The organism is Streptomyces sp. NPDC002795 (genome assembly GCF_042888725.1).
In the GTDB taxonomy this organism is placed as follows: domain Bacteria; phylum Actinomycetota; class Actinomycetes; order Streptomycetales; family Streptomycetaceae; genus Streptomyces.
Genome location: NZ_JBIAQB010000004.1, coordinates 1 through 14,582, shown reverse-complemented (window position 1 = coordinate 14,582; position 14,582 = coordinate 1). Strand labels below are relative to the sequence as shown.

Below are 14,582 nucleotides of genomic sequence, written 5' to 3'. Positions count from 1 at the left end.
ACCGCCGGGCTCAGCCGACCTCGGGGTCACCCTTCGTGTACGACAGCCGCTCGACCTGCCCGGGCTTGAACTCGTCCTCGATCTGCTTGCCGTTCACATACAGCTTGATCGCGCCCGCGTCCCCGAGGACGAGGTCGATCTTCCGGTTGTCCTGGAAGGTCTTCGTCTGGCCGTCCTGCAGCAGCCCGTCGTACATGATCCGCCCGTTGTGGTCCTTGGCGGAGATCCAGCTGCGCCCGTCCGACGCGTTCACCTTGACGGTGACCTTGTCCGCGGGGGCCGCGGCGATCGCGCTGTCGGTCGGATCCGGCTTCGGGTCGGTGGGCTTCTTGGCGCTGGGGCTGGGCTTCGCGGTCGTGGGCTTGCTGGTCGCAGGGGTGGAGCCCTCGGCGGCCTGCTGCTGGCTGCCGTCACTGTCGCCGCCGCTGAAGGCGGTGTAGCCGACGAAGGCGATGACCGCGACGATCGCCGCGACCATGGCGGCCGTCCAATTGGGCCTGCGCGGCTCCGAGCGGATCCGCTCGGTCTCGAACAGCGGCGTGGCCGGCGTCGGCGCGGGGCGTCCGTCGTGCTCGTCGCCGTACTGCTCGATGAGCGGCTCGGGGTCGAGGCCCACGGCACGCGCGAGCGTGCGGATGTGGCCTCGTGCGTACACGTCACCACCGCAGCGCGAGAAATCGTCCTGCTCGATGGCTTGCACGATCGGGATGCGCACCCGGGTCGACTGACTGACCTCTTCGACGGTCAGCTCCGCGTCGACGCGTGCCTGCTGGAGGGCACGACCGATCGATGTCCGGTCGTCTTCCGCGTGCGGGATTCGGTCTTCCGAAGGGCGGTCGTCTTCAGGGGAGTTGCCGATGGACACGGGGGCGCCTTTCGAGCGTGTAGCCACCTGCTGGAGGTTCAGTGTAGGGGGGGTGTGAATGGGTGAGGCAACCGGGCGGTCGGACTTTGTACGCCATCAGAATGGCCCGCCATCCCGCTGGCGACGTACACGGCTGCCTCCTCCTCAACTTGACGTAGCCGATGAGGAAACGGTTGCTCCGATGCCCGTACGGGTGACGTCGTTCGAGGGGATCACCTTAAGGTTGAGCCTCCCCGCGGATCACCGCGAGCACTCCCTCCAGTTCATCGGCTTTCACAAGAACGTCCCGAGCCTTTGAACCTTCACTGGGTCCGACGATGTTCCTCGACTCCATCAAATCCATGAGCCGCCCGGCCTTGGCGAAGCCCACGCGCAGCTTGCGCTGCAGCATGGAGGTCGAGCCGAACTGCGTGGAGACGACCAGCTCGACCGCCGAACACAGCAGGTCCAGGTCGTCGCCGATGTCCTCGTCGATCTCCTTCTTCTGCTTGGTGCCCACCGTGACGTCGTCCCGGAAGACGGGCGCCATCTGGTCCTTGCAGTGCTGCACGATGGCGTGGATCTCGTCCTCTATGACGAAGGCACCCTGCATACGGGTCGGCTTGTTCGCTCCCATGGGGAGGAACAGGCCGTCGCCCTTGCCGATGAGCTTCTCGGCACCCGGCTGGTCGAGGATCACCCGGCTGTCGGCGAGCGAGGAGGTCGCGAAGGCGAGCCGTGAGGGCACGTTCGCCTTGATGAGGCCGGTGACGACGTCGACCGACGGACGCTGCGTGGCGAGGACCAGGTGGATACCGGCCGCGCGCGCGAGCTGCGTGATCCGGACGATGGAGTCCTCGACGTCCCTCGGCGCGACCATCATCAGGTCGGCGAGCTCATCGACGATCACCAGCAGATACGGGTACGCCTTCAGTTCCCGCTCACTGCCCTCGGGCGTGGTGAGCTTGCCGTCCTTGACCGCCCGATTGAAGTCGTCGATGTGCCGGTAGCCGAAGGCCGCGAGGTCGTCGTAGCGCAGATCCATCTCCCGCACGACCCACTGGAGTGCCTCGGCGGCCTTCTTGGGGTTGGTGATGATCGGCGTGATCAGGTGCGGGATCCCCTCGTACGCGGTCAGCTCCACGCGCTTGGGGTCGACAAGGACCATCCGGACGTCCTCGGGCGTCGCCCGCATCATGATCGAGGTGATCAGACAGTTGATGCACGACGACTTACCGGAACCGGTCGCGCCGGCGACCAGGATGTGCGGCATCTTCGCCATGTTGGCCATCACGTAGCCGCCTTCGACGTCCTTGCCGAGCGCGACGAGCATGGGGTGGTCGTCCTCGGCCGCGTCCGCGAGGCGCAGCACGTCGCCGACGTTGACCATCTCGCGGTCCGTGTTCGGGATCTCGATGCCGACCGCGGACTTGCCGGGGATCGGCGAGATGATCCGGACGTCCGGGGACGCGACGGCGTACGCGATGTTCTTCGCCAGGGCCGTGATCTTCTCGACCTTCACGGCCGGGCCGAGCTCGATCTCGTACCGCGTGACCGTGGGGCCGCGCGTGAAGCCCGTGACGGACGCGTCGACCTTGAACTCGGTGAAGACGGTCGACAGGGACTCGACGACGACGTCGTTGGCGGCGCTGCGCGATTTGCCCGGGCCACCGCGCGTGAGCAGGTCGAGGGAGGGCAGCGCGTACGTGATGTCGCCGGCGAGCTGGAGCTGCTCGGCGCGCGGCGGCAGGTCTCCCTTCGGCTCCGGTGCGGACTTGGTGAGGTCCGCCACGGCGAGGGACGTGGGCGTCGGCTCAGGCTCCTTCTGAGCGGCCGCGGGCGCCTTCTTGGCCCTGGCCCCCGGCACGGCCGCCGAACGGTCCCCTGTGGACGCCTCACCGCTGTTCTCGCCGGTTCCCTCGCCGGATACGCCCTGCGTGAGGTCCGCGACGAGCGGCGACGGCGGCATGCCGTGCAGCACGGCCCCGTCGAGCGCGGCGGCCGCCGCTGCGGCCACGTCGACCGCGTCCATCGGGCGCTCCATCGCGGGCTGCACGGACCGCCGGGGCTTGCGCCGCTTGGCGAACGCCTCCTCCTCGGCACGGTCGGGGTCGTACGACTCCGGGGCCGCGGGGCGCTTGCGCGAACGCACGGGCGTGGCCTCGCGCCATTCGTCGTCGTACTCGTCGGGGGCTCCGTCGGCGAAGGCCGCGTCCTCGTGCACGATGCCGAGCTTCACACCGAGCTGGTGCAGGCGCTGCGGAATGGCGTTGACGGGCGTCGCGGTCACCACGAGCAGCCCGAACACCGTCAGCAGGACGAGCAGCGGGACCGCGAGCACCTGGGTCATCGTGAAGCTCAGCGGCGTCGCGGCGGCCCAGCCGATGAGACCGCCCGCGTCCCTTATGGCGCGCATGCCGTCCCCGCGCGCGGGTGAGCCGCACGCGATGTGGACCTGTCCGAGCACGCCGATGACGAGCGCGGAGAGGCCGATCACGATCCGCCCGTTCGCCTCGGGCTTCTCTGGGTGCCGGATGAAGCGCACGGCGATGACCCCGAGCAGGATCGGCACCAGCAGGTCGAGGCGGCCGAACGCGCCGGTCACCAGCATGTCGACGAGGTCGCCGACCGGGCCCTGCAGGTTGGACCAGGTACCGGCCGCGCAGATCAGCCCGACCCCGAGCAGCAGCAGCGCGAGCCCGTCCTTGCGGTGTGCCGGGTCGAGCCCCTTCGCACCACGCCCTATGCCGCGGAACATGGCCCCCACACTGTGCGCCGTACCGAGCCACAGGGCGCGTACGAGCTTGTACAGGCCCCCGGTCGGATTGGGTGCCGCCTTGGGAGCGGGCTTCTTCGCCACGGCCTTCTTCGCGGGTGCCCTCTTGGGCGCCGGCTTCTTGGCCGCGGTCTGCTTCGCGGGGGCTTTTCTGGCAGCGGCCTTCTTCGCCGGAGCCTTGGTCGGCGCCGCCGTCTTCTTCGCGGGCGACTTCTTGGCTGCGGGACGTGAGGCCATGGGTGTGAGGTTACCGGGGGAGCCGACCTTGGACACGTGTGCCCACTGCTTCACCCGATCGTGTCGCGAACTGACGGGGCGAAAACTGACGTGCCCTCAAAGCCCGAGCGGCGCCCCCGATTCCGGGGCGACCGCCTCAGTTCTGGGAGGGCAGTGAGGGCGCTCCGCTGCCTGTCCCGGGCTCCAGGGCGTCAAGCGCCCTGCGCAGCCCCGTGAGCTTGCGCTCCAGGTGCGCCGCCGTGGCCACCGCCGCCGCGTCCGCGGACTCGTCGTCCAGCTGCTTCGACAGCGCCTCGGCCTGCTCCTCGACCGCGGCGAGCCGCGCCGACAGCTCGGCGAGCAGCCCCGCCGGCTCCTTGGTGTCCCCGATGGCCTTGCCGCCGCCCTCCAGCTGGAGCCGCAGCAACGCCGCCTGCTCCCGGAGCTGGCAGTTCTTCATGTACAGCTCGACGAACACCGACACCTTGGCGCGCAGCACCCAGGGGTCGAACGGCTTGGAGATGTAGTCGACCGCCCCTGCCGCGTAGCCACGGAACGTGTGATGCGGTCCGTGGTTGATCGCGGTGAGGAAGATGATCGGGATGTCTCGTGTCCGCTCGCGGCGCTTGATGTGCGCAGCGGTTTCGAAACCGTCCATTCCTGGCATCTGAACGTCCAGCAGAATGACCGCGAAATCGTCCGTGAGCAGCGCCTTCAGCGCTTCCTCCCCGGACGATGCCCGTACCAGTGTCTGATCGAGCGCGGAGAGGATGGCCTCCAGCGCCAGCAGATTCTCCGGCCGGTCATCGACCAGGAGGATCTTGGCCTTCTGCACCATGGCCCGCCCTCCTCGCCCCGGCATGGGGCCGCCCCTGTCCGCAGGACTCGGGGAGGCTCCTTTCGCCGCCCCAAGGGACGACTCCCTTGCGTCGCCCGTCCTTGTGCCGGTCATGGTAGCCGCACCCCGCCTGTCGCCACACCCTGTCACCGCGATGTCACCGTGCACGTAGCAGAAACGCGGTGGGAGACCAGAAGGTTCCCCGAATCCCGCGCCTCTACACGACTTCGACCACACTCAGTCAGCAACTCATCTTGAACATTCCGATTTCCTGTCACTCACCATGCATCCACCGATCCATCACAGAGAGCAGATGGTCCGGGTCGACCGGCTTCGTCACGTAGTCGGAAGCACCCGACTCGATGGCCTTCTCCCGGTCGCCCTTCATCGCCTTCGCGGTGAGCGCGATGATCGGCAGCCCGGCGAACTGCGGCATCCTACGGATCGCCGTCGTCGTCGCGTAGCCGTCCATCTCCGGCATCATGATGTCCATCAGCACAACTGTCACATCGTCGTGCTGTTCGAGGACTTCGATGCCCTCACGCCCGTTCTCCGCGTACAGGACCGACAGACCCTGCTGCTCCAGGACGCTGGTGAGCGCGAACACGTTGCGGATGTCGTCGTCGACGATGAGTACCTTCTCGCCGACGAACAACAGCCCGTGCCGGGGGGTGGGCGCGCTCTTCTCGGCCGCGCCCGACGCACCCGCCATGCCGCCGTCCCAGTGTTCCTCCGCACGCTCCTGAGCGGGCAGCGGCTGGCCCTGCAGCGCCGTCCGCTCGGGCGGCGTCGGGGTCGACCTGCGACGGCGCCGGAACAGCGCCGCGGGCCCGTTCTGGGTGTCCTGGTAGGACCTCACCTCGGCCGGGGTCTCCACCTCGGCGGGCTCGGGCTCGGGGTCGGGCGCCGCGTTGAGGGCGAGCCGCTCCCCCGGTTCGATGGTCGGCGCGATCTGCGCGTAGCCCTGGGGCGGCAGTTCGCTCGGGTGCATCGGCAGGTACAGCGTGAAGGTCGAGCCGCGTCCGGACTCGCTCTGCGCGTAAATCTCACCGCCCAGGAGGCGGGCGATCTCCCGGCTGATGGACAGTCCGAGGCCCGTGCCGCCGTACTTGCGGCTCGTCGTGCCGTCGGCCTGCTTGAACGCCTCGAAGATGACGCGCATCTTGCTGGCCGCGATGCCGATGCCGGTGTCGGTCACCGAGAAGGCGATCACATCGCCGTCGGCCTCGGTCATCGAGCCCGCTTCCAGGAGCTGTTCCCGGATCGCGTTCGGTACGTCGGCGCCGGCCGGCCTGATGACGAGCTCGACGGCACCGGAGTCGGTGAACTTCACCGCGTTGGAGAGCAGGTTGCGCAGCACCTGAAGGAGACGCTGTTCGTCGGTGTGCAACGTAGTGGGCAGTTCCGGCGACACCCTTACGGAGAAGTCGAGTTGCTTCTCCGCCGTCAGCGGCCGGAACGTGGCCTCTACGTAGTCGACAAGTTGCACCAGGGCGATGCGCGTCGGTGAGACGTCCATCTTGCCCGCCTCGACCTTCGACAGGTCCAGGATGTCGTTGATCAGCTGGAGCAGGTCGGAGCCCGCTCCGTGGATCGTCTCGGCGAACTCGACCTGCTTCGGAGTGAGGTTCGCGTCGGCGTTGTCGGCCAGCAACTTGGCAAGGATGAGCAGCGAGTTGAGCGGTGTGCGCAGCTCGTGCGACATGTTGGCGAGGAACTCGCTCTTGTAGCGCATCGAGACGGCGAGCTGCTCGGCACGCTCCTCCAGGACCTGCCTCGCGTCCTCGATCTCGGTGTTCTTCACCTCGATGTCGCGGTTCTGCTGGGCGAGCAGTTCGGCCTTCTCCTCCAGTTCGGCGTTGGACGCCTGGAGGGCCTTCTGCCGGTTCTCCAACTCGGCGGAGCGCTCACGGAGTTGCTCGGTCAGCTCCTGCGACTGCCTCAGCAGGACCTCCGTCTTCGTATTGACGGAAATCGTGTTGACGCTCGTCGCGATCATCTCCGCGATCTGCCCGAGGAAGTCCTTCTGGATCTGTGTGAACGGCGTGAACGACGCCAGCTCGATCACGCCGAGCACCGTGTCCTCGAACAGCACGGGGATCACGATGACCTGTGCCGGAGGCGCCTCACCGAGCCCGGAGGCGATCTTCAGGTAGCCGCTGGGCGCGTTGTCCACAAGGATCGTGCGCCGCTCCTGCGCGGCCGTCCCGATGAGCGTCTCGCCGGGCCGGAAGGCCGTCGGCATGGAACCCATGGAGTAGCCGTAGCTCCCGCACATGCGCAGCTCGTACGCGTCCTCGTGCGCGGTCGCCGCGTCGGCCTCGTCCAGCGGCAGCGCCAGGAAGAACGCGCCGTGCTGCGCCGACACCACCGGCGTCAGCTCGCTCATGATGAGCCCCGCCACGTCGTCGAGGTCGCGGCGGCCCTGCATCAGACCCGAGATGCGGGCCAGGTTGCCCTTGAGCCAGTCCTGCTCCTCGTTGGCGATCGTGGTGTCGCGCAGGTTCGAGATCATCTTGTTGATGTTGTCCTGGAGGACCTGGATCTCACCCGCGGCATCGACGTCGATCTTGAGGTTGAGGTCGCCTCGGGTCACCGCGGTGGCGACGGCCGCGATGGCGCGCACCTGACGGGTCAGGTTCCCGGCCATCTCGTTCACCGACTCGGTCAGGTCGCGCCACGTGCCGTCCACGTCGCGCACCCGCGCCTGGCCGCCCAGCTGGCCCTCGGTGCCCACCTCACGGGCCACCCGCGTCACCTGCTCCGCGAACGACGACAGCTGGTCGACCATCGTGTTGATGGTGGTCTTCAGCTCGAGGATCTCGCCGCGCGCGTCGATGTCGATCTTCTTGGTCAGGTCGCCCTTGGCGATGGCGGTCGTGACCATCGCGATGTTGCGCACCTGTCCGGTCAGGTTCGAGGCCATTCCGTTCACGGATTCGGTCAGGTCCTTCCACGTACCGGAGACTCCGGGTACGCGGGCCTGGCCGCCGAGGATGCCGTCCGTGCCCACCTCGCGGGCCACCTTGGTGACCTGGTCGGCGAACGAACTCAGGGTCCGCACCATCGTGTTGAACGTGTCGGCGAGCTGCGCGACCTCGCCGCGCGCCTCGATGGTGACCTGACGGGTCAGGTCACCATTGGCCACCGCGTTGGCGACCTGGGAGATGTTGCGCACCTGCATGGTCAGGTTGTTGGCCATCAGGTTGACGTTGTCGCTCAGGTCCTTCCAGATGCCGGTGATGCCCGGCACCCGCGCCTGACCGCCCAGCTGACCCTCGGTGCCCACCTCACGGGCCACCCGGGTCACCTGCTCCGCGAACGCCGACAGCTGGTCCACCATCGTGTTCACCGTGGTGACGAGTTCGAGGATCTCGCCCTTGGCGTCGACGGTGATCTTCTTGGAGAGGTCGCCACGCGCCACGGCCGTCGTGACCTCGGCGATGTTGCGCACCTGAAGCGTCAGGTTGTTGGCCATGCCGTTCACGGACTGCGTCAGGTCCTTCCACGTACCCGACACACCCTGCACCTCGGCCTGTCCGCCGAGGATGCCGTCCGTACCCACCTCACGGGCCACCCGCGTCACCTGCTCGGCGAAGGCCGACAGCTGGTCCACCATCGTGTTGAGGGTGTTCTTCAGCTCCAGGATCTCGCCGCGGGCATCCACGTCGATCTTCTGCGACAGGTCACCACGCGCCACCGCCGTGGCCACCTGGGCGATGTTGCGCACCTGGGCCGTGAGGTTGCCGGCCATTCCGTTCACGGAATCCGTCAGATCGCGCCACACACCGGCGACGCCGGGCACCTGCGCCTGGCCGCCCAGACGCCCCTCCGTGCCCACCTCACGGGCCACCCGGGTCACCTGGTCCGCGAAGGCGGAGAGCTGGTCGACCATCGTGTTGATGGTGTTCTTCAGCTCCAGGATCTCGCCGCGGGCATCCACGTCGATCTTCTGCGACAGGTCACCACGCGCCACCGCGGTCGTGACCTGAGCGATCTGCCGTACCTGTGAAGTCAGGTTTCCGGCCATGAAGTTGACGGAGTCGGTCAGTTCCTTCCACGTGCCGCTCACGCCGTCCACGCGGGCCTGACCGCCCAGGCGGCCCTCCGTGCCCACGTCACGCGCCATCCGCGTCACCTGGTCGGCGAAGCTCGACAGCTGGTCCACCATCGTGTTCACGGTGTTCTTCAGCTGGAGCATCTCGCCGGAGACGTCGACGGTGACCTTCTGCGACAGATCACCGTTCGCCACCGCCGTCGTGACCTGGGCGATGTTGCGCACCTGTCCGGTGAGGTTCCGGAACGCGGTGTTGACGGAGTCGGTCAGGTCCTTCCACGTACCGGCCGCGCCCGGCACGAGGGCCTGACCGCCGAGCTCACCCTCGACACCGATCTCCCGGGCCACACGCGTCACTTCGGAACCGAAGGCGGACAGCTGGTCCACCATCGTGTTCACGGTGTTCTTCAGCTCGAGCATCTCGCCCGCGACGTCGACGGTGACCTTCTGCGACAGATCACCGTTTGCCACCGCCGTTGTGACGGTCGCGATGTCCCGCACCTGAGTTGTGAGGTTCCGGAAAACCGTGTTCACCGAATCGGTGAGGTCCTTCCACGTGCCGGCGGCTCCCGGCACATTGGCCTGGCCGCCGAGCTGACCCTCGGCACCGACCTCGTTCGCCACCCGCGTGACCTCGTCCGCGAAAGTACGCAGGGTCTCCGTCATCTGGTTGATGGTCTCGGCCAGCTGGGCGACCTCGCCGCGCGCCGACACCGTGACCTTCTGCGACAGATCACCGTTGGCCACGGCCGTGGTGACCTGAGCGATTCCACGCACTTGAGCGGTCAGGTTGCCGGCCATGAGGTTCACCGAATCGGTGAGGTCCTTCCACACTCCGGCCACACCGGGCACCTGCGCCTGACCGCCGAGCTCACCCTCCGTACCCACTTCGCGGGCCACACGTGTGACCTCGGAGGAGAACGACGACAGCTGGTCCACCATCGTGTTCACGGTGTTCTTCAGCTCGAGCATCTCGCCCGCGACGTGAACCGTGACCTTCCGGGACAAGTCACCCTTGGCCACGGCAGTGGTGACGAGAGCAATGTCACGTACCTGCGCGGTCAGTCGGTACGCCATCGTGTTGACGGAATCCGTGAGATCTTTCCACGAACCGGACATTCCACGTACGCGCGCCTGCCCGCCGAGCTTGCCCTCGGTACCCACCTCGCTGGCCACGCGCGTGACCTCATCGGTGAACGTGGAGAGCTGATCGACCAGATTGTTGACGGTCCGGCCGACCTTCAGGAATTCGCCGCGCAGCGGATGTCCGTTCCCCTCCGGCTTCCCTTCCGGCACCTGGGCCCGCAGCTCCATACGAGGCGACAGGTCGCCCTCCGCGACCGCCGAGAGCACCCTGCCGACCTCTGAGACGGGCCGTACGAGGTCGTCCACGAGCGCGTTGGACGCGTTGATCGCGGCGGCCCAGGAGCCCTCACAGGCGCCCGTCTCGAGCCGCTCGGTGAGCTTGCCCTCGCGCCCGACCGTGCGGCGCACCCGGGACATCTCACCCGTCAGGTGCAGATTTCGGTCGGCCACCTCGTTGAAGACGGCCGCGATCTCCGACATGACCCCGTCGCCACTGACGGTCAGGCGCTTGCGGAAATTGCCGTCTCTCATCGCGACAAGACCTGCGAGCAGCCTGTTCAGCGCCGCGGTATCCACCGTCGTCGTTCCACTGCCACCGCGCGATTTGCGCTGTTTTGCCAGGGACTGTCCGTCTTCTGCGCGCGTCTTCTTGCTCCGCGTCGCTGCGCCAGACTCCACTTTGTCCCTCCCGCAGGGGTCGACCTGTACTGCTCGGGTAGCTCGGGTTTCTCGGATTCGCTTCTACCGCCGCATCGGCACTTCAATGCGTTCTTCCATGGAAGCTTGCCCAGTGTTTCACCATGGCTGAACCAGGCCATAACAGTTCGGCAGCTTCGCACACCGTCCGCACACCCTCCGGGCGGAAACACAGACGACCGGCATCCGCATGGACGGCGAAGGTAAGTAACCTTGCATGCGGCTGTCCACCCACCCCGGTCTGCCCGGCCTGGGCGGTGGCGGAAAACGAGCGGGCATCGGAGGGGCGGCCGAGACATGGGTACGGGAGACCTGGGCCTCGACACTCGGACAACGAGTACAACTCGTACAGGGAGTTCTGTGATCACCGCGCGCGCGGCTGCCACTTTCGAACCGGTCGGGCGATCCGTCGCGACCGCCCGCTCCTTCGTGCGCGACACCCTCCAAGGGTGGGGCCATGCCGACATCATCGATGACGCTGTCGTCCTGACCAGCGAACTCGTGACAAATGCCGTGGTTCACGCGGGCACATCCGCGGAGGTTCTGTGCCTGCGAAGTGAGGATCACGTCCGGATCGAGGTCTCCGACCGCTACCCGGAGCGCGAGATTCCGCTGCAGGCGTCCGCCATGAGCATGGGCAGCCCGGACCGCGAGGGAGGCCGCGGCCTCCAGCTCTGCGCCGCGCTCGCCGGCCGCTGGGGCGTCGACTATTCGGCCACCCACAAGCGGGTCTGGTTCCAACTCGACCTGCCGGAACGCTCGGTGGGCACCCGCGCCGCGGGCCCCAGCCTCCCCATCGACCTCCTCCCGCTCGCGGACGAGAGGGTCCGCGTGGCCGTCGTCCAGATCGACCGGGTCGGCGCGATCACCGCGTGGAACGAGGACGCGGAGGAACTCTTCGGATACGCGGCCGAGCAGGTCACCGGCAAGCCCCTCACGGACTTCGCGGCATGGCCGCACACGCCCGGCACCAGCACGGGCATCGTCGACGCGCTGCAACTCTCGCGCTGGGAGGGCAGTTACGGCATCCGCGGCGCCAACGGCCGCGTGACGCCCGTGTACGCCTCGCACCTGCGTGTCCGCGACACCGACGGCGACCCGTCGACCGTGTGCCTCCTGGTACGCGATCACGAGCGCGCCATCCTCCAGACCCCGCTGCGCCTCCCCTCGCCCGACCCCGCGACGCACTCCGACAGCCAGGGCTCCGACCCGTTCGAGGTCTTCATCGGCTCGCCGGCCCCCGACGACCTCGACGGGCTGCTCCAGCGCACCGTCGAGCGCGCTCGCGACATGCTCGACGGCGACTCGGCGTTCCTGTTGCTCGCCACGGACGACGAGACGGAGCTGGAGGTCCGCGCGTCGACCGGCCTGCCTTCCGCACGGCAGCGCTTCGCGCGCGTACCCGTCGAAGTCGGCCCCGGCCGCTACGGTTCGGCCCGGATGCCCGCCGTGCACGAGGACCTGACCCAAGTCCCGGGCGCGGTCCCGCTCTTGAACGGCACGGGCATGCGCTCGGTCGTCACGGTCCCCCTCAAGGTCGAGGGCCGCCTCACGGGCTCCCTGGGAGTCGCGGCGGAGTCCCCGGACCGCTACTCGAACGAAGAGGCGCTACGTCTGCAGTTCGCCGCCGACCGCATCGCGCTGGCCGTCGAGTCGGCCCGCCTCGGCGAACTCGAAAAGCTCCGCCGCGGCTCGCTGAGCTTCCTCGTCGAGGCCTCCGACCTTCTGGCGGGCACGCTCGACAGGGACCAAACCCTGGCGCTCATGGCCCAGATGACGGTCCCGACCCTCGCCACGTGGTGCGCGGTCTACACGATCGCCGACCAGGCCTCGGAGCCGTACCTCTCCTTTGTGCTGCACGAGGACGAGGAGCGTATCGACGGCCTGAAGGCGCTCCTTTCGAAGATCGCCCCACCGGACCCGGTCCCGACTCCCGGCGCCCGCGTCTGGGCGGCTCCCGCGGAAGCCGCCCATCAGGCAGCTCTTCGTACGTCCATGAGAAGCCTGGGCCTTGGCGAACCGGCCAGTGTCAGCTCCGGCATCGGCACGACGCTCCAGACGGCCGCCGCGGTCGGCGGCGAGACCGTCGTACTCCCCCTGGTGGCCCGTAACCGCGTCATCGGCATGCTGACCCTCGGCAAGCCGACGGACGAACACTTCCGTCAGGAAATCCTGGAGCTGGCCGAGGACTTGAGCCGAAGGGCCGCCCTGGCCCTCGACAACGCGCGCCTCTACTCGGAGCGCATGGCGATCAGCCAGTCCCTCCAGCGCAGCCTCCTGCCCCCGGAGCTCCCCGACGTCCCCGGCGTCGAGGTGGAGGTCATCTACCGCGCGGCCGGTGAAGGCAACGAGGTGGGCGGCGACTTCTACGACCTGTTCCCCATCAGGGACGGCGCGTACGGCTTCGCCATTGGCGACGTCTGCGGCACGGGCCCGGAGGCGGCGGCCGTCACCGGCCTGGCCCGCCACGCCCTGCGCCTGCTCGCCCGCGAGGGCTTCGGCGGCCCTGCGGTCCTGGAGCGCCTGAACGCGGCGATCCTCGACGAGGGCGCCCGCAGCCGCTTCCTGACCCTGCTCTACGGGGAGTTGTGGCCGCAGGAGGACGGCTCGGCGATCCTGAAGATGGTCTGCGCCGGCCACCCGCTCCCGCTGCGCCTGCGCCAGGACGGCTCCGTCGCGCCGTACGCGGAGCCCCAGCCGCTGCTCGGCGTCATGGACGACCTGGAGCTGTACGAGCAGACGCTGACGCTCGACCCGGGCGATGTCCTGCTCTGCGTCACGGACGGCATCACCGAGCGCCGTGAGGGCAGCCGCATGCTCGGCGACGACGGCCTCGCGGATGTCCTCTCCACCTGTACGGGCCTCACGGCAGGGGCTGTTGCCGCCCGCATCATGCGCGCGGTGGAGCGCTTCGCCGCGGACGCCCCGTCGGACGACATGGCGATCCTCGCGATGCGCGTTCCGGGCCTGCATCACGACTGAGGCCGCCGGGGCGGGGGCAACAAAAAAGGCCTCCGCCCGATGGGCGGAGGCCTTAATTCAACGAGCCCCCAAGCGGAATCGAACCGCTGACCTTCTCCTTACCATGGAGACGCTCTACCGACTGAGCTATAGGGGCCTGTCGCTTTCGCGGTTTCCCGCTTGGCAACGACATAAAGCTTACCTGATGTTGAGACCCCTCCGAACCACGGACCAGTGCGGCTCTAGAAGGCCGGCTGCAGCAATCCGCCCAACGCGTTGCAGGCATGCACGACCCGCTGCAACTGCCGCCGCGACATGGTGGCTTCGACAGGCAGGGCAAGCGTCTCGTCGGCGGCCAGCTCGGTTTCGGGTAGCGCTATGTCGAACCGGAAACCCGGCAGCCGGTGCACCGGCGTCTTCACCGGCACCCGGCACTCGACGCCCTTCCCCCGCAACACTCGGGCGAATGCGTCCCGATCCGGCCGCCCATTACCCGGCACCCGCACCACGTATTGCTGATACGTGTGTCCTTCCTCCCCGACGGGAGTCCGTACGCCAGTGAGTCGCGCGCTCAAATAGGCGGCGTGCACACGGCGTTGGGCCACCTCGTCGTACGACTTCTCGGACTCGCCCGGCTCCTCCAGCACGAGCAGCCCGTGGCGCTGTCCCAGCTCCCTCAGCCGGGCGAGATCAGCCCGATGTCCGAAGCGGTGCACGGCGACGACCGCCGCGGTGCGTGCGCTCACGCCGGCGGCTACGTGGGAGGGATCGATGCAGTACGTCTCCGGGTGAATATCGGCGAAGACCGGCACGGCCCCCGCTCGCACGACGTCCTCGGCCACCTCGGCGTTCCCGAAGGCCGGCACGATGACCTCGTCCCCGGTACCGACACCTGCGGCTCGCAGCATTTCGACTGTGCCCATGTCTGGGATCGTGCCCAGGCGACGTGAACGACAAGTGAAGCGCAACAAAAAAGAGCTGGTCCCTGAACCAAAAGGTTCAGGGACCAGCTCTTCTATAAAATTAGTTCGGCGGCGTCCTACTCTCCCACAGGGTCCCCCCTGCAGTACCATCGGCGCTATGAGGCTTAGCTTCCGGGTTCGGAATG

The 14,582-nt window shown here is 68.0% G+C and carries 6 protein-coding genes, 1 tRNA gene and 1 rRNA gene; 1 reads left to right on the top strand and 7 read right to left on the bottom strand.

Annotation, left to right across the window (positions count from 1 at the left end; translation table 11 throughout):
- Positions 1-10: 10 nt before the first annotated feature.
- The 4 genes from ACFYWS_RS13290 to ACFYWS_RS13275 all read right to left on the bottom strand — a co-directional run bounded on the left by ACFYWS_RS13290 (position 11) and on the right by ACFYWS_RS13275 (position 10,495).
- Positions 11-865: a helix-turn-helix domain-containing protein gene (locus tag ACFYWS_RS13290; RefSeq protein WP_389274173.1), complete on the bottom strand. Its 855-nt coding sequence runs from the start codon at positions 863-865 to the stop codon at positions 11-13.
- Between the two features lie 217 nt (positions 866-1,082).
- Positions 1,083-3,857, bottom strand: a complete 2,775-nt coding sequence (locus tag ACFYWS_RS13285; protein WP_389274170.1) for a DNA translocase FtsK — start codon at positions 3,855-3,857, stop codon at positions 1,083-1,085.
- Positions 3,858-3,993: 136 nt separating this feature from the next.
- A complete protein-coding gene (locus ACFYWS_RS13280; protein WP_326014117.1) occupies positions 3,994-4,674 on the bottom strand; it encodes a response regulator in 681 nt (226 codons plus the stop codon).
- Positions 4,675-4,948: 274 nt separating this feature from the next.
- The gene (locus ACFYWS_RS13275; protein WP_389274167.1) at positions 4,949-10,495 is read right to left on the bottom strand and encodes a HAMP domain-containing protein; all 5,547 of its coding nucleotides are present in this window, start codon (positions 10,493-10,495) and stop codon (positions 4,949-4,951) included.
- A gap of 378 nt (positions 10,496-10,873) precedes the next feature.
- Here ACFYWS_RS13275 and ACFYWS_RS13270 point away from each other — a divergent pair, with 378 nt between their 5' ends.
- Positions 10,874-13,495 (top strand): SpoIIE family protein phosphatase, encoded by a 2,622-nt coding sequence (locus ACFYWS_RS13270; RefSeq protein WP_389274164.1) that lies wholly within the window; start codon positions 10,874-10,876, stop codon positions 13,493-13,495.
- A gap of 63 nt (positions 13,496-13,558) precedes the next feature.
- Here the strand turns inward: ACFYWS_RS13270 and ACFYWS_RS13265 are convergent.
- The 3 genes from ACFYWS_RS13265 to rrf form a co-directional block, all read right to left on the bottom strand.
- Positions 13,559-13,631: transfer RNA gene (locus tag ACFYWS_RS13265), tRNA-Thr, on the bottom strand.
- A gap of 85 nt (positions 13,632-13,716) precedes the next feature.
- A complete protein-coding gene (locus ACFYWS_RS13260; RefSeq protein WP_389275638.1) occupies positions 13,717-14,382 on the bottom strand; it encodes a DegT/DnrJ/EryC1/StrS family aminotransferase in 666 nt (221 codons plus the stop codon).
- A gap of 118 nt (positions 14,383-14,500) precedes the next feature.
- Positions 14,501-14,582 (bottom strand): 5S ribosomal RNA (rrf, locus tag ACFYWS_RS13255); the annotation flags it as partial.